Below are 20,809 nucleotides of genomic sequence, written 5' to 3'. Positions count from 1 at the left end.
GCGAGCAGGTCAGAGCCCGGTCTGCGCGCCCTTGTCGCCGCGCCGGGCTCCCCTGCGCTGGACGAGGAAGATCGTGTACCCGAGCAACCCGACCGCAAGCCCCATCAGGCAGACCGGACGCGCGGTCTCCCAACGATCTCCGCTCACCCAGACGACGAGCGTGGCCAGCGCCCACAGCGCGCAGCCGACCGCGAGAACCGGCCGTGGGTCGGTGAGTCGAGGCGGAATCTGCGGCACCTTCTGGGTCACAGTGCTCAGCCTAGGCGAACATGCGTGAACTCCGGGCACGGTCCCGTATCGTGCTCAACTGTGACAACGCCATCGGATGTTCGAGAGCTCGCGGGTGAGCTGTCGCTGGCGGTCGTGCGTTTGACGCGGCATCTGCGCGGGCGACGGACCGATTCGCAGATCTCGCTGACCCAGCTGTCGGTGCTGGCCACCCTGCACCGCGACGGCGCCATGACCCCTGGTGCGCTCGCCGCGCGCGAACGGGTGCAGCCGCCGTCGATGACCAGGGTCATCGCCTCGCTCACCGATCTCGGGCTGGTGGCGCGCGAACCGCATCCCACCGACGGCAGGCAGATCATCGTGTCGCTGTCACCGGCCGGACGTGCGCTGATCGCCGATGAGGCCAGCGCCCGCGAAGCCTGGATGACCGATCAGCTGTCCCACCTCACGCCGGAGCAGCTCGAGGTGCTGTCGCGGGCGGTGACGATCATGAAGCAGATCGTCGCCGAATCCGAATAGGTCGCCGCTCAGGAGGAGTAGCGGTAGTTCGGGGCGAACGCCTGGTCCGAATCCACGATGTCCTTGCCCAGCGGGAACAGCGCCAGCGGGATCAGCTTCAGGTTGGCCCAGCCGAACGGAATGCCGATGATCGACACGAACAGCGGAATGCTGGTGAGCAGATGGCCCAGCGCCAGCCACCAGCCCGCGACCACGAACCAGATGATGTTGCCGATCAGCGATCCCGCACCGGCGCCCGGCTTGTCGACGGTGGTGCGGCCGAACGGCCACAGCACGTAGGCGGCATTGCGGAGCGCGGCGATGCCGAACGGAATGGTGATGATCAGGATGAAGCAGATCACTGCCGCCACCAGGTAGCCGACCGCCATCCAGAAGCCGGCCAGGATCAGCCAGAGGATATTGAGGACCAGCCGGATCACCTGCATGCCTCCAGCATGCCAGGACCGGCTCGGGTTGCGCATCCGATCGGGCCGGTCGGTGGCGCTCGCGGTCAGAAGAACCAGCCGACCTCCGCGGCGCGATCAGCGGAAAAGGCCTGCTCCACCGCACGCACCAGCCCGGAATCCTTGGCCCGCAACCGGTTCGCCGCGGCGAACGCGCGAGCCGGATGGGCGCCGAGGTACATGCTGCCGAGCACGTCTATGCCCAGTTCCAGGTCGGCCTCCCGATCGGTTGGCGCACACTCGGCCACACCGTCGCGGATCCGCAGCGCGAAGGTACCGCCGGCCTCGCGGAACGGATCGTGCACCGCGAGCACCACGTCCAGATCGGCCGCGTAGGCGCGGGCGGTGAGCGCGGCCGGAATGTCCATGAGCCGCAACCACAGTCCGTCGTAGCGGCCGGTGGTGCGGACCTGACGCGGATCGGTGAGCAGATAGGGCAGCGGATCGTCATCGGTGATCTCGGTCTCGATCCGGTCGATCAGATCGAGCCCGAGCAGCACCCGCCACAGCGCCGCATGCGCGTCGGTGGTCACGGCGCGCAGTTCGCTCACCTCGGCGACCGAGCCGTCGGCGCCGTGCCGGTAGCGGTAGAGGGCATAGCCGTCGGGATGCACCAGGCTGAACAGGTCGGTCCCGCCGCCGCGGAACCGCTCGGGGTCGGCGAACCGGATCGCCCACGCGCCGTCGGGCCGCACCTGTGCACCGGGGACGAGCCTGCGCCAGCGGTCGTAGACGTCGCGGATGCGCTCCTGCGCGGCGGGCAACGGAACCAGCTCGACGCCACCGGGATCGGGAACCATCGGCAGGAAGGCGGCGCGCCGCCGATCCACCCGGATGGCCTTCTCGACCACGGTTGGCCCGTATCCGAAACGGCCGTAGATGCTGCCTTCACTGGCGGTGAAGATGGTCAGCGGAAGCCCGGCGGCCTCGGTCCGGCGATGCTGCTCGGTGTACATCGCGCGCAGGATGCCGCGGCGCCGATGCGTCGGCGCCACCGCGACGCCCGCGATTCCGGTGACGTCGACCTCGCGGCCACCAGGGACGGTGAGCGTCATCGTGGTGGACTGGGTGTGCCCGACGACCCGGCCGCCCACCTCGGCGACCAGCGCCTGTTCCGGCGGGAAGATGCGCGGGATCTGTTCGTTCTCCACCGCCGAGGTCCTGGTGGCGAAACAGGTCTCTAGCAGCAGCTGGATGGCGTCGGCGTCGGCCGGACGCGCCAATCGGATGACGATGTCGTCGTTGATGGCCATGTCTCGAACGATGGCACTGTCGCGCCGCACGCGCACCCGATTTTCCGGCCCGGGCCGCCTCCGCCGCGGCGGGCCGGGATTGGCAGGATGTCGGCTGTGGCGGTGGTTGTGGATATCGACGAGGTGGACGATCCGCGGGTCGACGACTTCCGGGATCTGAAGTCGGTCGATCGCAGGCCCGACCGGCCCGGTGGCAAGGGCCTGGTGATCGCCGAGGGCACGGTGGTGGTGCGGCGGATGCTGGATTCGCCGTTCCGCCCGCACGCGCTGCTCGGGACCGGCAAACGGCTGGCGGAGCTGGCCGAGGATCTCGCCGACGTCGACGCGCCCTACTACCGCGCCACGGCCGAGGTCATGGCCGAGGTGGTCGGGTTCCACCTCAATCGCGGGGTGCTCGCCGTCGCGCATCGGCTGCCCGAACGCACCCTCGACGAGGTCCTGGCCGGTGCGCGGACGGTGGCCGTCCTCGAGGGCGTCAACGATCACGAGAACCTCGGCTCGATGTTCCGCAATGCCGCCGGGCTCGGCGCCGACGCGATCCTGTTCGGCGAGCGCTGCGCCGATCCGCTGTATCGGCGCGCGGTGCGGGTGTCGATGGGGCATGTGCTGCGGGTGCCGTTCGCGCGCGTGCCCGATTGGCCCGGTGGCCTGGACCTGCTGCGCCGCGAAGGTTTTCAGATCATCGCGTTGACCCCCGACCCGTCCGCGGTGAACCTGGCGGCAGCGATGACCGGCGATCGGGTCGCCCTGCTGCTCGGCGCCGAAGGCCCCGGGTTGACCGAAGAAGCCATGGCCGCCACCGATATCCGGGCCCGCATCCCGATGAGCCCCGGCACCGATTCGCTGAATGTGGCGACCGCAGCCGCGATGGCGTTCTATGAGCGGGTGAGGACGAGATGAGCGAGCTGTCGAACAACCGCTACGACCCGTACCGCGACTGCCAGGACCCCACCCCGTGGGCGGCGGGCATCACGGTGACGGTGCTGGTCGCGGCGCTGACGACGGTCGCGGTCTACGCCTTCGGCGCGGCGCTGGCCGAGGTGCATCCGCTGCTGTCGATCGGGGTGAATGTGGTCGCGGTCGGTGGGGTGGCGCCGACGGCGTGGCGCTGGCGTAGCGCGCCGGTGACCCGCTGGGTCCTCGCGGGTGGTGCCATCGGTGTGCTGCTGGCCTGGCTGGGTCTGCTGCTCGGGTTGTGAGCGTTGAGCCGGTCGAGACAGCGCAGCACCTCAGTCCGCGTCGTCGATGATCCGCACCTCGCTGCCGACACCGAGGAAGGCGGTCGGCGTCAGCCCGAACATCGCCCGGAACACGTCGCTGAAATGCGAGGGCGAGGCGAAACCCGCGTCGACCGCCGCCCTGGTCAGGTCGTGGCCGGCCGCGTACGCCCGGCCCACCCGCAGCATCCGGGCCCATTGCACGTAGCGGCGGAAGCTGGTGCCGGTCTGCTCGGCGAAGGTACGCAGGAAATGTGAGGTGGAAAGCCCGGCGAGACCGGCGCTTTCCCGCGCGCGCTTGGGCAGGGCCGGGTCCGCGCGGATCGCGGCGGCGATGGTGGCGATGCGCGGGTCACGTACCGCGGGCACCGGGATGCTTGCCAGCTCGAGCAGCCGTTCCACATCGGGTTCGGGGTCGCGGCACAGCGCGATGATGTCGGCTTCGCGTCCATGGTCGGCCGAGTAGGCGCCGACCGACCGCGTCATCCCGCCCAGGCATCGCGCCACCCGCGCCGAGGTCGGATCGAAGAAGCAGAACAGCATTCGCCCCTGGCTCTCGACCAGATGGTGGGTCACCCGGGCCCGGAACAGGAAGCTGCGGGCAGTGATATCGGGTCCGTCGGCGACCCGGACCCGGAACGGCGCGTCGACCCCGACCCCCAGCGCGGCGATGGCGGTGGAATGCGCGGCCAGACCCAGGCTCGGCCCCAGATAGACCGCATGCCCCGGCCGGATCCACAACCGCGCAGTCGCGGTATCGGAGCACGTTTCCGGAAGTGCCGACCGTGTCATGGGCGCGACGATACCGGGACGACAACGCGCACGGCAGGCACGTCAGCGGAACCGGACCACGCGGCGGTAGCGCCGCGACCAGCCACGACGAGCAGGAGGCGGCATGACCACCGACCGAACCGAACCGGCAACCACCCCATCGGCGATCACACTACGAGAGGTCGCCGTCGACGGCGCCCGGCTGCGCTACGCCGAGGCCGGCACCGGCGATCCGCTGGTCCTGCTGCACGGCTGGCCGGAAAGCCATCTCGCTTGGGAACACCAGCTCGAACCGCTGTCGCGGCTGCGCCGGGTGATCGCGCCGGACTGGTTCGGCTGGGGCGAATCCACCCGCGCGCCCGGATGGAACTGCGACTACGACAGCGAGGTCGACCGGATCGCCCGGATGCTGGACGCGCTCGGCCTGGACCGCGTCGATTTCGCCTGTCACGATTACGGCGGCTTTCTCGGCCTCGGGTTCGTGCAGCGTCATCCCGATCGGGTCCGCCGTTTCGCGATTCTCAACTCACGGGCGCAGGGCACCTTCACCCCGGCGTTCTACCTGCTGTTCGGCCTGTTCACGGTCGCCGCAAGGCACCGGCTCCTGCGGCCGCTGCTCACCACCGCGCCGATCTACTGGGTGCACCGCCTCGGTATGGCCGGCTACCTGCGCAACGGCACCTTCGACAGCGAGCGTCTCGACCACTACCTGGCCATGCTGCGCACCCCGCAGGGCCGTCGCGAGTACGCCCAATTCTGGGCGGGCTATGACGTGCGGGAACGGCCGGAGCTCGCGATCCGGCTGGCCGAGATCAGCTGCCCGGCCACCGTCATCTGGGGCACCCGCGAACCCGCCATCCCGATGGCCACCGCCGAACAATTGGCCCGCGATATCGAGGGCGCCGAACTGATCCGCATCGACGCCGACCATTTTCTGATGGAGCAACGTCCCGCCGAGGTCACCGACGCCCTACGCAGGTGGCTGCAACGCCCGGCGTACTGAGGCCGACTCACCCCACCGGATCGCCGCGGCGCAACCACGACAGCAGCCCGCGCCGCGGCTTCCCGTTCGCGATATGCGGCAGGCCGTCACCGGCGTGTGCCGCCGGATCGGGCGCCTGACCCTTCGGGTACAGCGTGAACCCGCACACCGAGATGTCGCCGGGCAGCAGCGCGCCCTCGGCGGCCGGTGTGCGGTAATGAAATCCGAGCCATTCGTGATTGGCGGCGTCGGCGAAATCGGGCGGGTCGAACGGCAGGATCTGCGGGTCGGGCATATCGCCCACCTGCAACCGCACCGGATGCTCACCCGCCCAGTACGGGCGCTCCCACACCAGCGGCAGGCCTTCGTCTTCCAGGATGTGCACCCGGTTGGCGCTGAACGCGCGCCGGAATTCGCCACGCTCCCAATGCGCGAACGAACCCCAGCGGTGCCCGGTATCGAAGGCGATGAGGTAGGTGTGTTCGGAGGCCAGCGGCCGGATCAGCGGCGTGGGCAGGGCGGTCGGCCGCACCCGCGCCACCTGGGGCGAACACACCACGGTCACACCGGGATAGCAGCCGATGTACACCTCGTCGGCGTCGGGACCGGCGCAGCCGCCGAGCGTGCCGACCATGATCGGCACCACGTCACGGTCGGGATGCAGCTGCTCGGCCAGCGCCCGCGCGGCGTCGGGATCGGAGTCGTGATTCTCGCGCAGCACCGCGTGCGGATCGGGTGCGTCGACGTACCAGAGCGACGAAGCCTTGGACAGCATTTTCGGCACCTCCCGTGTTGCACGAAAAGAGCTCCGCGAACTTCGGGCAACGCCCGGTGCGTCGAACGCGTTCCCGGCACCGCCCTGCGCCGACCGAGTCGACGACACACCGAAAAATCTACTCGCCCCGGCCGCGTCATATCGCGGCTTCGCCGGTTATGACATCGGCCTACCTGCGCCGACGTGGCTCAGTGACCGGAGCTGCGGACCCCGAGCAGCACGTCTTCCCACGACGGCATCGGCGCCTTGCCGCGCTTGGTGCGGGCGGGCTTGGTGGCCTTGACCGCGGCGGGCTTGGCTTCGGCGGCAGTGTTCTCGGCCTCCGGCTCGGCCGATTCCGGTGCCGTCGGCGGCACCTCGACGGTGCTCGCCGCCGTGCGCTCGGCAGCGGGCTCGACGCGCGCGGTGGCTTCGGCCCTGACCTCGGCGTCGGCGCGCGCCGCCGGCTCGGCCTCGACTCGACCGCCTGCGGCGGGAACCTTGGATCCGGTCGCGGCGGCACCGGTGGCCGAACCACCGGCCGCCGGAATCGAACCCGTGGACGACGACGCGGCAGGCAGTGCGGTGGCACCACCGGCGGCGACGGCGCGCTGCCCGTAGTACTCCTCCAGCACCGGCTGATTCTGCGGAAGCGCGGCGCTTTCCCGCGGCCGCGGCTCGGCGGGCGGCTCCACCGGCGCCGGAGCTTCGGGCTCTTCCGGCAGGATCGTCGCGAGACCGCGCAGCGCGCGCCCGAAATCGGGATCGATCAGATCGGCGGCCGGATCATCGAGCGGGGACACCGTGCCGCCGTGTGCGTCCGGCTGGTAACGCCAATGCGCGGCGATCTCCGAACGCCCGTTCTGCCACTGCAGCTGGGCGACCCAGAAACCCTTCTCGTCTTTCCAAGCGTCCCATTCGGCGTTTTCCAGGGTGTGCCCACGTGCGGTGAACGCGGCGGTGACGACGTCGATCAGAATTTCGACCGCGGGACCGTCCGGCCGCACCGGATGCGCCTTCTGCGCCAGTTCCGCGGCGCGGGCGCGCTCGAGCAGCACCGGGTAGGCGAAACGTTCGACCCGGCTGGCGGGCATGCCGGATTCTTCGGTGACCTGGGCTACGGAGGCACCGGCACGGATACGGGCCTGGATATCGCGTGGTCGCATAGTCGCTTCCATTTCGATCTCGATCTGGCCGAATCGGGCAAGGTCTCCGCGGGCAGCGGCACGCAGTTTGTCATCGGCGGGAAGCCGGAATTTCTGGCCGCTTTCGGTGTCCACACAGACGATATGGGCGGAATCGGGCGTCACGCCGATCACTCGAAGTTCACGCACCGTTACCTCCTTATCGCGTCGGCTCGCGACACCGCCCACGTTCTGGAACAGTAGTGCACTTCTGTAAATCCCGCCGCAAGACACGCGGCATCGAAATCTACCCCTATCACACCGCGCACGGCTAATCTGCTCTATTCCGTTGCGAACCAAGCAGTTTCCCCCACTTGACAAAAAGAGAACCCGCCACGCGTTCGGCGCGGCGGGTTCTCGCTGGTTTCCGGTGGTTCAGCTCAGCTTTTCCACGACCCAGTCGACGGCCTCGGTCAGCCGGCTGACGTCGTCGGGATCGATGGCCGGGAACATGCCGATACGCAGCTGGTTACGGCCGAGCTTGCGGTAGGGCTCGGTGTCGACGATGCCATTGGCACGCAGCACCTTGGCCACCGCGGCGGCGTCCACCGAATCAGCGAAATCGATGGTGCCGACGACCTGCGAACGGTGCGCCGGATCGGCGACGTACGGGGTGGCGTATTCGCTCGACTCGGCCCACGAGTACAGCCGCGACGACGAATCCAGCGTCCGCTTGACCGCCCAGTCCAGGCCGCCGTTGCCGTTGAGCCATTCGATCTGGTCGGCGAACAGCAGCAGGGTGGCCAGCGCCGGGGTGTTGTAGGTCTGGTCCTTGGTGCTGTTGTCGATGGCGATCGGCAGCGACAGGAAGTCGGGGGTCCAGCGACCGGAGGACTTGATCTCCTCGACGCGGGCCAGCGCGGCCGGGCTCATCAGCGCGATCCACAGGCCACCATCGGCGGCGAAGCACTTCTGCGGGGCGAAGTAGTAGACGTCGGCGTCGGTGATGTTGACCGGCAGACCGCCGGCGCCGGAGGTGGCGTCGATGGCGATGAGCGCGTTCTCCGAACCGGCCGGACGCTGCACCGGGATGGCGACACCGGTGGAGGTCTCGTTGTGGGCCCAGCCGATCAGGTCGGCCGAGGGGTCGGCGACCGGCTCCGGCGCGCTGCCCGGCTCGGCCGAGACCACGACCGGGTCGCCGATGAACGGGTTGTTCTTGGCCACCGAGGCGAACTTCGAGCTGAACTCACCGTTGGTCAGGTGCAGCGAACGTTCCCGGATCAGGCCGAAGGCCGCCGCGTCCCAGAACGCGGTGGTGCCGCCGTTGCCGAGCACGACCTCGTAGCCGTCGGGCAGCGAGAACAGCTCGCGCAGACCCGAGCGCACCCGAGCCACCACATCCTTGACCGGCTTCTGCCGATGCGAGGTACCGAACACCGAGGCGCCCACCTCGACCAGGGACCGCAGCTGCTCCGGTCGCACCTTGGAGGGGCCGCAACCGAAACGTCCGTCGGCAGGCTTGAGGTCGTCGGGAATGGTCGGGAACGCACTGGTCATGGCGAACAGCGTAGTCGCGGTATCGCTGTGGTGTGTACCACCCTCCGGCTAACCTGAACCCTCATGAGCATGCTGTCGGCAAACTCCGGGCGGCGATCACGCGGTGGGCATGGGGTGCGGTCGGCGTGGGCCGGGCGGCGGCGTCGCCGGAGCGGGCCGCGGGGCGTCGCGGCGGGTGCTCGGCGTTCGGGGATCGGCCTGTGGTTGCTCGGCATCGCGTTGGCGGTGTCGAGCCTGCGTCCGCGGCTGCGGTGGCGCATCGGCCCGCAGGCCGGCGTGCTCACCGGCTCGGCTCGGCGCGAGCTGCTGTTGCGCGGCACCCACGGCACCGCCACCGTGCTCGGTGTGCGACCACGCCGCAGGGAGGCCGGGCACGTGTTCTGGGTGCGGGTACAGCTCGACGGCGAACCGCCCTACGAGACCAGAGTGCGGCAGCGGATGCGGGAAGAGGACCTGGACCGAATGCGTCCGGGCGACGTGGTGTGCTGCCGGGTCGACCCGGGCGACCGCGAGCGCGTGGTGCTGCAGGTGTCCGACGATGCCGAACCGGGCCGGGTCGGCATCGCGAAGATCTTGGCCGACGGCCGCCGCGCCCAGGCCACGGTGCTCGCCGCGACACCCATGGCCGCCGACTACTCCGGCCGCGACGATCCGGTGCTTCGGCTGGATCTGGAATTGCAGGCCTGGGACGAGCCCGCGCCCTGGCGGGTGCGGCTGGTGCAGCCGGTACCGCTGTCCGCGATCGGCCTGGTGGATCTCGGTAAACGGCTCGAGGTCGCCTTCTTCACCGTCGACCGGGGCGAATCGGTGGCCGTCGACTGGGCCGCGTCGCTGGGTGAGCGGTAGACCGGCGTCGGCACCCGCGCCGCCTGTGCACAGGTGAATGCGGTACTGCGGGATGCGCTGCGGTGATCAGTAGCCGTCGCCGCGCCGAGGCGACCCAGCGGTCCGGTAGCGGCGCGTGGTGAAAACGCGCCGCCCCGCGACCGGGCGGCATCAGCTGTGCGCGATCGACGCCCAGCCGGCGACCTCTTCGGGCTTGCGCGGCCCCGGCCCGGTGTAGATGGCGGCCGGGCGCACCAGCTTGCCGAGCTGCTTCTGTTCCAGGATGTGCGCACACCAGCCCGCGGTCCGGCCGCAGGTGAACATGGCCGGCATCATGTGCGCGGGCACCTCGGCGAAGTCGAGGATGACCGCGGCCCAGAACTCCACGTTGGTCTCGATGGCACGGTCCGGGCGACGCTCGCGCAGTTCGGCCAGCGCGGCCTGCTCCAGGGCGGCGGCCACCTCGAAGCGCGGGGCGCTCAGCCGCTGGGCGGTGCTGCGCAGCACCCGGGCCCGCGGGTCCTCGGCCCGGTAGACCCGGTGGCCGAAGCCCATCAGCTTCTCCTTGCGGTCGAGGATGCCCTTGACCAGTGCGCGGGCGTCGCCGGTGCGCTCGACTTCTTCGATCATCGGCAGCACGCGGGCCGGAGCGCCGCCGTGCAGCGGACCCGACATGGCGCCGATCGCGCCCGAGAGCGAGGCCGCCACGTCCGCACCGGTTGAGGCGATCACGCGCGCGGTGAAGGTGGAGGCGTTCATGCCGTGTTCGGCGGCCGAGACCCAGTAGGCGTCGATGGCCTCGGTGTGTCGCGGATCCGGGTCGCCCTTCCAGCGGGTCATGAACCGCTCGGTGACCGTGGTGCACTCGTCGATCTTCTGCTGCGGGACGGCGGGCTGGTAGATGCCACGCGCGGACTGCGCCACGTAGGACAGCGCCATCACCGAGGCGCGCGCCAGGTTCTCCCGCGCGGTTTCGTCGTCGATGTCGAGCAGCGGCTCGTAACCCCAGATCGGGGCGAGCATGGCAAGGCCTGCCTGCACGTCGACCCGGACGTCGCCGGTGTGCACCGGGAGCGGGAACGGCTCCGCGGGCGGCAGGCCGCGGCCGAATTCGCCGTCGACCAGCAGCGCCCAGGCGTCACCGAAGGTCACCCGGTTGGCGACCAGATCTTCGATATCCACCCCGCGGTAGCGCAGTGCGCCACCGTCCTTGTCGGGTTCGGCGATATCGGTGGTGAACGCGACGACACCCTCGAGACCGCTGACGAAATCCGGGGGAACCGCGGGGCTGGTAGTCATGTGGTGACTCTCCTTGCACGTCGGGTCGCATGGCTCGCGGTGCACGGTGGTCGCGGCACATGCCGATCACCAAAACCTTAGCCCCTAGCTACTGCGGAGTAACGTCTGCCCCATGCGTGACCTGGACAATTCCTACCCGGATCTCGCCGCCATGCGCGTCGAGTACGGTGCCGGGCCCTTCGACAGCGAAGGCACGCCCGGCACCGGGGCCCGCGATGCCGATCTGGACGAGAACTGGCTGGCAGGCGGCTGGGAACCGTTGCTGCGGCACTGGATCGAGCAGGCCACCGCGGTCGGCATCGCCGAGCCCAACGCCATGGTGCTGGCCACCGTCGCGCTCACCGCCGATGGCACACCGCGCCCGGTCGCGCGGACCGTGCTGTGTAAAGGACTCTCGCCCGAAGGTGTGACTTTCTACACGAATTACGACTCGGCAAAGGGGACGCAACTGGCCGCGGTGCCGTTCGCGGCGGCCACCTTCGTCTGGCCCGCGCTGGGCAGACAGGTGCATCTGCGCGGCCCGGTGCAGCGGGTCTCGGCCGAGACCACCGCCGTCTACTGGCGCTCGCGCCCGCGTGATTCTCAGCTCAGCGCCTGGGCCTCGCATCAGTCCAGGCCGATCGCCTCGCGGGCCGAACTCGATCGCGCGCTGGCCGAGACCACGGCGCGGTTCGCCGGCGTCGACGAGATTCCGGTGCCGCCGCACTGGGGTGGATACCTGCTGCGTCCCGATGAGGTCGAATTCTGGCAGGGACGGCAGGGACGCCTACACAACCGCATCCGGGTCGACGTCGACGGCGACACCATGACGGTCCAGCGCCTACAGCCCTGATCCACGGACGGGCAATGCATCCAATCATGTGATGAATAAGATCTGGCCGGATCGGGTGCGGCTCGCATAATCTGCGGCCGGTGAAAGTGCTCGCCGACACCAGGCCGCTGCGCGACCCGGACTACCGCAGGCTGTGGACCTCCGGCATCGTCACCACGATCGGGGCCCAGCTCTCGGTCGTCGCGGTGCCGACCCAGATCTTCCAGCTCACCGGCAGCTCCGGCTATGTCGGACTGGCCGGGCTGTTCGGGCTGGTGCCGCTGATCGTGTTCGGGCTGTGGGGCGGCGCCCTCGCCGACGTGATGGACCGGCGCACGCTGCTGCTGATCACCAACGCGGGCACCGGACTCACCGCGCTCGCCTTCTGGATCCAGGCCGCGGTCGGTGCGGGCAATGTGTGGCTGGTGCTCGGCCTGTTCGCGGTGCAGCAGGGCTTCTTCGCCGTCAACCAGCCGACGCGCAGCGCGACCATCCCCCGGCTGCTGCCGGAAAGCCAACTGGCCGCGGCCAATTCGCTGTCGATGACGGTCACCCAGTTCGGCGCCATCGCCGGACCGGTGCTCGCCGGTGCGCTCATCCCGCTGATCGGGCTGTCCACGTTGTACCTGATCGACGCGATCGCACTGCTGGTCACGCTGTGGGCGGTGTGGCGGCTACCGTCGCTGCCGCCGACCGGTTCGGTGCGCCGCGCGGGCCTGCGCACGGTGTTCGACGGCTTCGCCTACCTGGCCACCCAGCGGATCCTGCTCGCCTCGTTCGCCGTCGACATCATCGCCATGGTGTTCGGGATGCCGCGCGCGTTGTTCCCGCAGATCGCGCACGAGACCTTCGGCGATCCGGCCACCGGCGGCGTCGCACTCGGGCTGTTGTTCGCGTCGATGTCGGCGGGCGCCGTGCTCGGTGGGGTGTTCTCGGGGTGGATTCCGCGGGTGCGCCGGCAAGGGCTCGCGGTGATCGTGTGCATCGCGCTGTGGGGGTTGGCCATGGTCGGTTTCGGGCTCGCGGTCGGGTTCACCGGACACGGGCTCGGCGTCGCCGCCGGCCTGTGGATCGCGCTGGCCTGCTCCGCCTTCGGCGGTGCGGTGGACATGGTCTCGGCCGCGCTGCGGATGACGATGTTGCAGACCGTCGCGACCGACGAAATGCGCGGCAGGCTGCAAGGCGTGTTCATCGTCGTGGTCGCGGGCGGCCCGCGGATCGGTGATGTTGCGCACGGTTTTGCCGCCGCGAGCCTGGGTACCGCCGTGGCCGCCGCCGGCGGTGGAGTGCTGGTGGTGGTCGGTGTGGTGCTCGCGGCGCTGGCCTTCCCGGCCTTCGTGCGATACCGGGTGGGCCGGTCAGCGGCCGAACCGGTGCCGGCGTGAGCACCCCGGCCTCACCGCCCGGCTGTACGTTTGTGAGATCGTGCGGTGGGCACCCTCCTGCCCGAGCCCGGCGAAGCAGCGACTAGCGTCATGGTCAAGCGCACCGCCGTGCCGACCGCACCCGGTGCCGACGGTCATAGCCTGAGAGGGATCCTTCCGTGCCCGAGAATCACATCAACGACGCCAAGCCGGTGCTGACGTACCCCGGTGGCGAATACCCCATGACGATCGCCGAGGCCTCCGAGGGCAACGACGGCATCGATCTGGGCAAGCTGCTGGCGAGCACGGGATACACCACCTACGACCCCGGCTTCGTCAACACCGCCTCCACCAAGTCGGCCATCACCTACATCGACGGCGAGGCAGGCATCCTGCGCTACCGCGGGTACCCGATCGATCAGCTGGCCGAGCGCTCGACCTTCATCGAGGTGAGCTACCTGCTCATCTACGGCGAGCTACCGACCCAGGCACAGCTCGAGTCGTTCACCGACAAGATCCGCCGTCACACCCTGCTGCACGAGGATCTCAAGCGATTCTTCGACGGCTTCCCGCGCAACGCGCACCCGATGCCGGTGCTGTCGTCCGCGGTCAACGCGCTGTCGGCCTACTACCAGGACTCGCTGGACCCGCGCGACCCCGAGCAGGTCGAGCTGTCCACCATCCGCCTGCTGGCCAAGCTGCCGACCATCGCCGCCTACTCGTACAAGAAGTCGGTCGGCCAGCCGTTCCTCTACCCGGACAACTCGCTGAGCCTGGTGGAGAACTTCCTGCGGATGACCTTCGGCTTCCCGGCCGAGCCCTACGAGGTCGACCCGGAGATCGCCGCCGCACTGGACATGCTGCTGATCCTGCACGCCGATCACGAGCAGAACTGCTCCACCTCCACCGTGCGCCTGGTCGGTTCCTCCGATGCCAACCTGTTCACCTCGGTCTCCGGTGGCATCAACGCACTGTGGGGCCCGCTGCACGGCGGCGCCAACCAGGCCGTGCTGGAAATGCTCAACGACATCAAGGCCCAGGGCGGCGACGTCAAGGAGTTCATCCGCAAGGTCAAGAACAAGGAAGACGGCGTGAAGCTCATGGGCTTCGGGCACCGCGTCTACCGCAACTACGACCCGCGCGCGGCCATCGCCAAGAAGCACGCCGACGCCATCCTGGCCAAGCTCGGCGGCGACGACGAGCTGTTCGACATCGCCAAGGCGCTGGAAGAGGCCGCCCTGACCGACGATTACTTCGTCGAGCGCCGCCTGTACCCGAACGTCGACTTCTACACCGGCGTCATCTACAAGGCCATGGGCTTCCCGACCCGCATGTTCACCGTGCTGTTCGCCATGGGCCGGCTGCCCGGCTGGATCGCGCACTGGCGGGAAATGCACAGCGAGCCGCTCAAGATCGGCCGTCCGCGCCAGATCTACACCGGTTACGGTGCGCGCGACTACCACGAAATCACCAACCGCTGAAGCCGACGAAGAACCCACATATCGAAGGGGATATGCGAATGAGCAAGCCGGAGATCGAATTCCAGGCGGGCCCCGCGCCCACCGAGCTCGTCATCAAGGACATCACCGTCGGTGACGGCGCGGAAGCGGTGCCCGGCGGCACCGTCGAGGTGCACTACGTGGGAGTCGAATTCGACACCGGCGAGGAGTTCGATTCGTCGTGGAACCGCGGCGAGTCCATCACCTTCCCGCTGCGTGGCCTGATCCAGGGCTGGCAGGACGGTATTCCGGGGATGCGGGTCGGCGGACGCCGTCAGCTCACCATTCCGCCGGAGCTGGCCTACGGTCCCGCCGGTGCGGGCCACAGGCTCTCCGGTAAGACCCTGGTCTTCGTCATCGATCTGCTGGACGCCAAGTAATCTCGGCCTCCCCACTGCGGCCCGCGCTCGTCGAGTGCGGGCCGCAGTGCTGTGTCAGCTGGGTCGAGACGCTGCGGCCGCCGCGGCGGCCTCGAACGGGGCACGGTCGAAGATGATCCGGATGTGGGTGATCCGGCCGTCCGCGACGGTGTAGAGCTCGGCGCCGGGTGCGTGCGGCACCGGGACGGTGGTGGTGTCGTACATCAGCATCGCGGTGTCGTCGTCGCCGAACGCGCCGAGCAGCTGCGAGCTCGTCATGATCTGGCTGAACGGTTCCATGAAGGCCCGGAAATCGGCCAGGCCGGTGATCCGCCCGGACGGCGCCTCGCAGACGAGGTCGTCGGCCAGGTAGGTGATGGCGCGGTCGAAGTCGTGGCCGGTCCAGGCGCGGTGGTACTCCAGCGCGGTCTGCAATGCACTGCTGGTCATGATGTCCTTCCGGGTCGGTGGGCCGCTCGCTGCCGCCCTCACCGATACCGACACCGCCGCGGCGGAGAACGGAACGCGGCGGGCGGATCTGCCCGGATGGCACCATGGCCGGGTGGAGCAGACCGTCCTCGAACGTGCCCGCACCGGTGACGAGCGGGCCTTCGATGAGCTGACCGAACCGTATCGGCGGGAACTGCTGGTGCACTGCTACCGGATGCTCGGATCGTTGACCGAGGCCGAGGACACCCTCCAGGAAACGCTGCTCGCGGCCTGGCGCGGCCTGGCGGACTTCGAACAGCGCTCCTCGCTGCGGACCTGGCTGTACCGGATCGCGACCAACCGTTGCCTCAACGTCCTGCGCGCGGCTCGGCGCCGCCCACCCGAGCCGATACCGCCGTTCCAGCCGCCGGAACCGACCCGCAGGGATTCGATCACCTGGCTACAACCGGTGCCCGACGACGTGCTCGCGGAGGTCGCCGACCCGGCTGCGGGGCCGGAGGCGAACCATCAGGCACGCGCCACCGTCGAACTCACCTTCGTGGCCGCGCTGCAACGACTTCCGCCGCTGCACACCGCGACCGTCGTGCTACGCGATGTGCTCGGGTTCCCGACCGCCGAGGTCGCCGATCTGCTCGACAGCACACCGACGGCAGTGAAGGGAACGCTGCAACGCGCGCGGGCGACATTGCGACGCGAACATGGGAGCCTCGAAGGGACACGGCCCGGCTCGTCCACCGAACAGTCGCTCGCACAGCGTTTCGCGCAGGCCTATCTCGCCGGTGACGTGGACGGGGTGGTCGCACTGCTCACCGACGACGCTTGGCTGACCATGCCGCCCGCACCGCACGAATACCACGGACCGGATGCGATCGCGGAGTTCCTGCGTGCCTCGTTCGGCTATCGCGGAACGCGGCGCGCGCACCTGTGGCCGACCAGCGCCAATACCCAGCCCGCCTTCGCCACCTACCTGGACGACCCGCACGCCGGTCCGACCGATACGGCCGCGTCACCGGCGGGACTGATCGTGCTGACCTGTGCGGGAGCGCGGATCTCCGCGATTACCCGCTTCCACCTCTACGATCTCTACCCGCGTTTCGGAATGCCCGATCGGCTACCGATCACGCTCGACAACGGTTCGCCTGCTTGACATCTGGCGCCGAAGGTCGCGGGCGCACCGGATCGGCGAGCGCCGGCGCGACCGCCGACTGCTGCGCCTTGCCACATTGCGGACGTGCGGCGAGCGCCGTGCCGGCCCGGGTCGCGAGGGCGGCGGCATGCCTTGGAACCGGCGAGCCCGCGGCGCCCGCTCACTCCCGCACGATCTCCACCGGATCGGTGAGCGCCAGTGCGACCGCCGACTGCTGGGCCTTGCCACCCTGCGGTAGTGCGGCGAGAGCCTTGCCGGTCTGGCTGTTCAGGTTGCCGACGATCCCCTGGAGCTGCCCGATGCCGGTCTCGATCATGCCGATGGCCGCCAGCAGCTGCGCGCCGCCCTGCTCCGCGAGCTGCGGCAGGGATTCGGCGAGCTCGGCGCCCTGCGCCAGTTGGTCGCTCGCACCGGTCAATCGGGCCACCACGGTGCGCAGCAGGGTGCCCAGATCGGTGTTCGGGTCGACGGCGGCGCCGGTCAGCTCGCCGAGGCCGGTGAGCTGTGTACCGGCCTGGCCGGAGACGTCGCGCAGCGCTTGCAGCTTGTTGATCACATCGGCCACCTGTGGGTCGCCGGCGAACGGCAGGCCGCGCAGCAGCGGCAGGATCTGATCGAGGCCCGAGCTCATGGTGTTCGCCGACTGCTGCACCTGGGCGATGGTCAGGTTCGTCGAATCGAGCGCGGCTGCGAGCTGTTCGGCTTGCGCGGCCGCCCCGTCGACGGTGGTGTTCAACAGCTCGATCGCCGAGGTCAACTGCGCGGAGCCGTTCTTGGCCATATCCAGGAACCCGAGCAGCTGATCGGCGCCGGCGGAGAACTGATCCGCACCGGCCGCCGCCGCGTTCACGCCCGCGTTCAACAATTGGGCGCTGAACTGCACACTCGTCATCTCCGTCCGGGCGGCGGCCGTCGCCGAAAGCGCCGCCTCCACCCCGACGGCCCCGATGCGTTGGGTCACTGTCGAAACAGCCCCGTCGACCAGCTCGCCGTCGGCGCCCGCATGCGTGGCCACGGAAACCTGCGCGCGCCGCGGCTGCGGCCCCGCCAATGTGCCCATCGACTCCGTGAGATCAGCGGGCAGCGTGATGACGGCCGCATAATCGTCGACGTCCGCCTCGCCGGGCGCGAGGACCGTCCACTCGTACTCACCGACCTCCTGCACCGCCTGCACCACCCGTTTTCCCGTTGGCCCGGAATCGGCGTTCACCAGCGCGATCCCGGTCGGCGCCGCCGACGAACGAGCGCAGGCGGCGAATCCGCCCATCGCTCCGGCAGCGACGACGACAGCAGCGAGAAGTGCCCAGCGGGCCCGTTTTCCGATCACACCGCGACGCTAGAACCAGAATGTGGCGCGTGGCCTGGTGGTTCTCTGAGGTTTCGGTAAGGGTCCGAGGCGCATCGCCGGATCAGGCGATATCGAATTCGTTGCTGGTGCCGGTGATCGGGGTCAGCGATCCGTCGGTGCCGAGGCGGTCGGCGAAATGCTGGAAGCGGTAACGCCCTGGAGCCGCATCGGCGGGGATGTCCCAGGTGAAGCGGACCAGGGAGATGCCGGGGCCGGGTGAGCGCCAGTGGAAACGTACCGCCCATTCGCCTTCGTTGGCCACGCGTTCCCATCGGCCCGACGAGCTACGCCGCTGCACTTCGAGGAAGGTGGAGTTGCGCCTCGGGTTGTGCTTCGGGTGGGCCGAGACGAACTCGACCTCGATGCGCGAGCCCGGGGACGCCGTCGCGGGCGGCTGCACCAGGACGTCACCGAAAACGCGACCCGCAGGCGTCGCATCGGGACCGGGCGCCGGAACGAAGTTCGGCTGCAATGTGGAGACATCGCGCGGGGCGGGGCCGCGCGCGATCTGCTGACGAGCCGCGAACGCTGTTGCCAGCCGGGTGAATTCCTGCTGGTAGGCGCAGAGGGTGTAGCGGCCGTACAGGGTCGAGGCGCCCTCGTAGTGCTGGGCGTCGTACTCCTCCGGTGTGGTCACGTACTCGTGGTAGGCGTTGGCGTAGCCCTGCATCAGCACCTGCTCGACGTCCACACCGAGCGCGTCGGCGACGGCGCGGCGCACCCGCAGCCCGGACACGATGGTGAACTCACCACCGGCCGCGGCCAGATACAGCTCGCCGATGCGCACCAACTGGATCGGCACCACATTCGGCACCCACGGCACCGGCGGCAGCAGCCCGAGGGGTGCGGCGATCGCCTTGGGGGCCTGCGCATCGGCCAGCCACGCCGGCGCCGCGGCGCGCGGATCGCCGAGTGCGGCGACGAACGGGTTGGTCACGCCTTCCGGGATCGGGCCGCCGGGCAGGCCGGGGCCGTCTTCCACACTGCCCGCGATGAGCGAAACCCCGGCGGCGGCCGGCGCGGTTCGCCGGGGCAGGCCGTCGGGGGTGAAGCGGCCGTCGACGGCGATATCGGCCAGATCGATGTAGCACAGCATGGCGTCCACCGGGCCGCCGATCGATGTCGCCGCCGCGAGGGCGGACTTCGCGGCGCGGTACTGCCGGTCACCGATGATTCGGGTGTTCTCGAATTCGTCGTCGGTCGGCCCCGAGCCCGGCCGCAGATTCAGATTCGGTGACATATCACCGGCATTGGTCTGTGCGAAGGCGGCGATGAAATCGGCACGCCCGTCCAGGTAACGCACGCCGTGCTCGGTGTGTTCGAAGCTGAACGAGGCAAAACCCTTGTTGTCGGAACTGATCAGCCGATTCTCATTGGTCATCGAAGTGTTGTGGGTGGCGAACCAGGTGATGGCGCCGATCTCACGTCCGCCTTTGCGTAGCGACAGCACCGTCACCGCTGGATCGATGGCGTCGGGGAAATACCGCTTATCGGCCTCGGGATTGCGGTCGAACGCGATTCGGGATCGGTTGACGCTGGCATCGCGCAGCTGCGCGCGGCCGACGGCCAGCGAACCGGGCCCCAGATCGGCGTGCGCGGCGGCGATGGCCTCCACGATGCCCTGCACCTCGGCGTCGTAGACCTGCTGCTGGAAACCGAGAATCGACAGGTTGTAGGCGTAGTCGTGGCTGGATCCGCCGCAGGTGGCGTGCGAATGCGTGGAGGTCAGCAGCACGTTCTGCTCGGTGTAGAGGTCGCCGAAGCGCTCGGCCAGCGCGAGCAGCACCCCGCGATGCACCGATTGGAAGATCATGCCGTTGTCGGCGACCACGAACACGACCCGGCGCCCGCCCGCACCGATGATGAACGCCCTGGCCCTCGGCCGCAGATGAATGCCCGCGGTGGTCTGTTCCAGCTGGGAGTAGCCCATCATGCCGCATTCGGCTGCCGGGCCGGTGATGTCGGACAGGCCGGCGCCGATCTCGTACTCGCCGGACGCGGCACCCGCCGTTGCCGCGAAAGCGCCCGATAGCCCGGGCATCGCCGCGAGGGCGGCCGAGCCGACCGCCGTCCGGGCGAGCATCGTCCTGCGGGGGGTTACCGACATCACAGACTCCCTTCGATCTTTGGCAGCGAACCACAGATCTGGACAGGCGTCCAGTACGAATTTTTCGGGTCGGCGAATTGACTGTTCGCGCTGCGAGCGCTTAACTCGCTCAGGTGTCCTCCCGATTGAGCGTCGAAGAACGACGGGCCCACCTTATCGAGGCCGCGATCGGCCTTGCCGAGAAAAAGGGTGTGGCGGGCGTGACCACGCGCGATGTCGCGCAAGCGGCAGGCGTCTCGCTCGGTGTGGTGCATTACTGTTTCGAAAACAAGGACGCGCTGATGACCGAGCTGGTCAAAGCGCTATCGATGGAATTGCGCGATTCCGTCGACGCCAATGAAACGGTCTGGCAGGAAGCCGGAACCGGAAAAGCGGCGTTGCAATCTTTGGTGCGCAACGGTCTGGAACTGATGTGGCTCAACATCGAAGCTACACCGGAACGTCAGCTGCTCACCTACGAGACCACCACCTACGCGCTGCGCGAAGGCGAGCAGACACCGGCGAAATTGGCGATCGCGCGGGAACAGTACGCGTTCAACGATTCCACCGTCGCCGATATCCTCGACCACGCCCGCGACGCCACGTCCACCGAGTGGAGCGTGCCGGTGCAGACCCTGTCGCGCTTCACCCTCAGCGTGATCGATGGGATCGTGCTGCGCTGGCTGGTGGACAACGACAGTGAAAGCGTGCGCACGCAGCTGGATGTGCTCGCCGAGATGCTCAGCACCTACGCGAAGTAGATTCGCCCG

General features: G+C 69.1%; 22 protein-coding genes. 11 read left to right on the top strand and 11 right to left on the bottom strand.

Features of this window, described 5'->3' with window-relative positions:
* Nucleotides 1–9: 9 nt before the first annotated feature.
* Nucleotides 10–249, bottom strand: coding sequence for a DUF2530 domain-containing protein (locus RJ05_RS03390; RefSeq protein ID WP_036532984.1), 240 nt, complete (start codon nt 247–249; stop codon nt 10–12).
* A 60-nt stretch (nt 250–309) separates the two neighbouring features.
* On the opposite strand from RJ05_RS03390, the gene RJ05_RS03385 reads away from it, so the two are divergent.
* Entirely contained in the window at nt 310–747 is a 438-nt protein-coding gene (locus tag RJ05_RS03385; RefSeq protein ID WP_036532982.1) for an Rv0880 family HTH-type transcriptional regulator, read from the top strand.
* A gap of 8 nt (nt 748–755) precedes the next feature.
* Here RJ05_RS03385 and RJ05_RS03380 read toward each other — a convergent pair whose 3' ends face one another.
* Together RJ05_RS03380 and RJ05_RS03375 are read right to left on the bottom strand one after the other, a co-directional pair.
* The gene (locus RJ05_RS03380) at nt 756–1,172 is read right to left on the bottom strand and encodes a YccF domain-containing protein (protein WP_036532979.1); all 417 of its coding nucleotides are present in this window, start codon (nt 1,170–1,172) and stop codon (nt 756–758) included.
* A gap of 65 nt (nt 1,173–1,237) precedes the next feature.
* Nucleotides 1,238–2,443, bottom strand: coding sequence for a GNAT family N-acetyltransferase (locus RJ05_RS03375; RefSeq protein ID WP_036532977.1), 1,206 nt, complete (start codon nt 2,441–2,443; stop codon nt 1,238–1,240).
* 96 nt (nt 2,444–2,539) lie between these two features.
* Between RJ05_RS03375 and RJ05_RS03370 the strand changes: the two genes are divergently transcribed.
* Entirely contained in the window at nt 2,540–3,343 is an 804-nt protein-coding gene (locus RJ05_RS03370) for a TrmH family RNA methyltransferase (protein WP_085996150.1), read from the top strand.
* The gene (locus tag RJ05_RS03365; protein ID WP_051016172.1) at nt 3,340–3,642 is read left to right on the top strand and encodes a DUF2537 domain-containing protein; all 303 of its coding nucleotides are present in this window, start codon (nt 3,340–3,342) and stop codon (nt 3,640–3,642) included. Before RJ05_RS03370 ends, RJ05_RS03365 begins: the two co-directional genes overlap by 4 nt.
* Before the next feature lie 30 nt (nt 3,643–3,672).
* Here RJ05_RS03365 and RJ05_RS03360 read toward each other — a convergent pair whose 3' ends face one another.
* A complete protein-coding gene (locus RJ05_RS03360) occupies nt 3,673–4,452 on the bottom strand; it encodes a helix-turn-helix domain-containing protein (protein WP_036532974.1) in 780 nt (259 codons plus the stop codon).
* A 103-nt stretch (nt 4,453–4,555) separates the two neighbouring features.
* Here RJ05_RS03360 and RJ05_RS03355 point away from each other — a divergent pair, with 103 nt between their 5' ends.
* A complete protein-coding gene (locus tag RJ05_RS03355; protein ID WP_051016170.1) occupies nt 4,556–5,434 on the top strand; it encodes an alpha/beta fold hydrolase in 879 nt (292 codons plus the stop codon).
* A gap of 7 nt (nt 5,435–5,441) precedes the next feature.
* Here the strand turns inward: RJ05_RS03355 and RJ05_RS03350 are convergent, their stop codons facing one another.
* From RJ05_RS03350 to serC, 3 genes are all read right to left on the bottom strand, one after another.
* A complete protein-coding gene (locus tag RJ05_RS03350) occupies nt 5,442–6,188 on the bottom strand; it encodes a DUF6928 family protein (protein ID WP_036532972.1) in 747 nt (248 codons plus the stop codon).
* 188 nt (nt 6,189–6,376) lie between these two features.
* A complete protein-coding gene (gene sepH, locus RJ05_RS03345) occupies nt 6,377–7,501 on the bottom strand; it encodes a septation protein SepH (protein ID WP_036532971.1) in 1,125 nt (374 codons plus the stop codon).
* A 225-nt stretch (nt 7,502–7,726) separates the two neighbouring features.
* Nucleotides 7,727–8,851 carry a phosphoserine transaminase gene (gene serC / locus RJ05_RS03340; protein WP_036532968.1) on the bottom strand — a complete coding sequence of 375 codons (1,125 nt, stop codon included), beginning with the start codon at nt 8,849–8,851 and terminating at the stop codon, nt 7,727–7,729.
* Nucleotides 8,852–8,914: 63 nt separating this feature from the next.
* On the opposite strand from serC, the gene RJ05_RS03335 reads away from it, so the two are divergent.
* On the top strand, nt 8,915–9,697 hold the full coding sequence (locus tag RJ05_RS03335) for a hypothetical protein (RefSeq protein ID WP_228783557.1): 783 nt from the start codon (nt 8,915–8,917) through the stop codon (nt 9,695–9,697).
* 150 nt (nt 9,698–9,847) lie between these two features.
* Here RJ05_RS03335 and RJ05_RS03330 read toward each other — a convergent pair whose 3' ends face one another.
* Nucleotides 9,848–10,975: a citrate synthase 2 gene (locus RJ05_RS03330; RefSeq protein ID WP_036532965.1), complete on the bottom strand. Its 1,128-nt coding sequence runs from the start codon at nt 10,973–10,975 to the stop codon at nt 9,848–9,850.
* 112 nt (nt 10,976–11,087) lie between these two features.
* On the opposite strand from RJ05_RS03330, the gene pdxH reads away from it, so the two are divergent.
* From pdxH to RJ05_RS03310, 4 genes are all read left to right on the top strand, one after another.
* Complete coding sequence (gene pdxH, locus RJ05_RS03325) at nt 11,088–11,807, top strand: pyridoxamine 5'-phosphate oxidase (protein ID WP_036532963.1); 720 nt, start codon at nt 11,088–11,090, stop codon at nt 11,805–11,807.
* A gap of 80 nt (nt 11,808–11,887) precedes the next feature.
* On the top strand, nt 11,888–13,171 hold the full coding sequence (locus RJ05_RS03320; protein ID WP_036532961.1) for an MFS transporter: 1,284 nt from the start codon (nt 11,888–11,890) through the stop codon (nt 13,169–13,171).
* 158 nt (nt 13,172–13,329) lie between these two features.
* A complete protein-coding gene (locus RJ05_RS03315) occupies nt 13,330–14,631 on the top strand; it encodes a citrate synthase (protein WP_081597144.1) in 1,302 nt (433 codons plus the stop codon).
* A 38-nt stretch (nt 14,632–14,669) separates the two neighbouring features.
* Complete coding sequence (locus RJ05_RS03310) at nt 14,670–15,029, top strand: FKBP-type peptidyl-prolyl cis-trans isomerase (RefSeq protein ID WP_036532959.1); 360 nt, start codon at nt 14,670–14,672, stop codon at nt 15,027–15,029.
* Nucleotides 15,030–15,083: 54 nt separating this feature from the next.
* Here RJ05_RS03310 and RJ05_RS03305 read toward each other — a convergent pair whose 3' ends face one another.
* The gene (locus RJ05_RS03305) at nt 15,084–15,458 is read right to left on the bottom strand and encodes a nuclear transport factor 2 family protein (protein WP_036532957.1); all 375 of its coding nucleotides are present in this window, start codon (nt 15,456–15,458) and stop codon (nt 15,084–15,086) included.
* On the opposite strand from RJ05_RS03305, the gene RJ05_RS03300 reads away from it, so the two are divergent.
* Nucleotides 15,457–16,605, top strand: a complete 1,149-nt coding sequence (locus tag RJ05_RS03300) for an RNA polymerase subunit sigma-70 (protein WP_249040591.1) — start codon at nt 15,457–15,459, stop codon at nt 16,603–16,605. The two genes, RJ05_RS03305 and RJ05_RS03300, sit on opposite strands and share 2 nt — an antisense overlap.
* 160 nt (nt 16,606–16,765) lie before the next feature.
* On the opposite strand, the gene RJ05_RS03295 is transcribed toward RJ05_RS03300, so the two are convergent.
* Together RJ05_RS03295 and RJ05_RS03290 are read right to left on the bottom strand one after the other, a co-directional pair.
* A complete protein-coding gene (locus RJ05_RS03295; RefSeq protein ID WP_036532955.1) occupies nt 16,766–17,932 on the bottom strand; it encodes a YhgE/Pip domain-containing protein in 1,167 nt (388 codons plus the stop codon).
* Between the two features lie 82 nt (nt 17,933–18,014).
* The gene (locus tag RJ05_RS03290; protein WP_036532953.1) at nt 18,015–20,060 is read right to left on the bottom strand and encodes a neutral/alkaline ceramidase; all 2,046 of its coding nucleotides are present in this window, start codon (nt 20,058–20,060) and stop codon (nt 18,015–18,017) included.
* Nucleotides 20,061–20,173: 113 nt separating this feature from the next.
* On the opposite strand from RJ05_RS03290, the gene RJ05_RS03285 reads away from it, so the two are divergent.
* Complete coding sequence (locus RJ05_RS03285) at nt 20,174–20,800, top strand: TetR/AcrR family transcriptional regulator (RefSeq protein WP_036532951.1); 627 nt, start codon at nt 20,174–20,176, stop codon at nt 20,798–20,800.
* Nucleotides 20,801–20,809 lie beyond the last annotated feature (9 nt).

Origin of the sequence: Nocardia cyriacigeorgica NBRC 100375 (genome assembly GCF_000308555.1) — a bacterium.
Classification (GTDB): domain Bacteria; phylum Actinomycetota; class Actinomycetes; order Mycobacteriales; family Mycobacteriaceae; genus Nocardia; species Nocardia cyriacigeorgica.
This window is presented reverse-complemented; position numbering and strand designations above follow the sequence as displayed.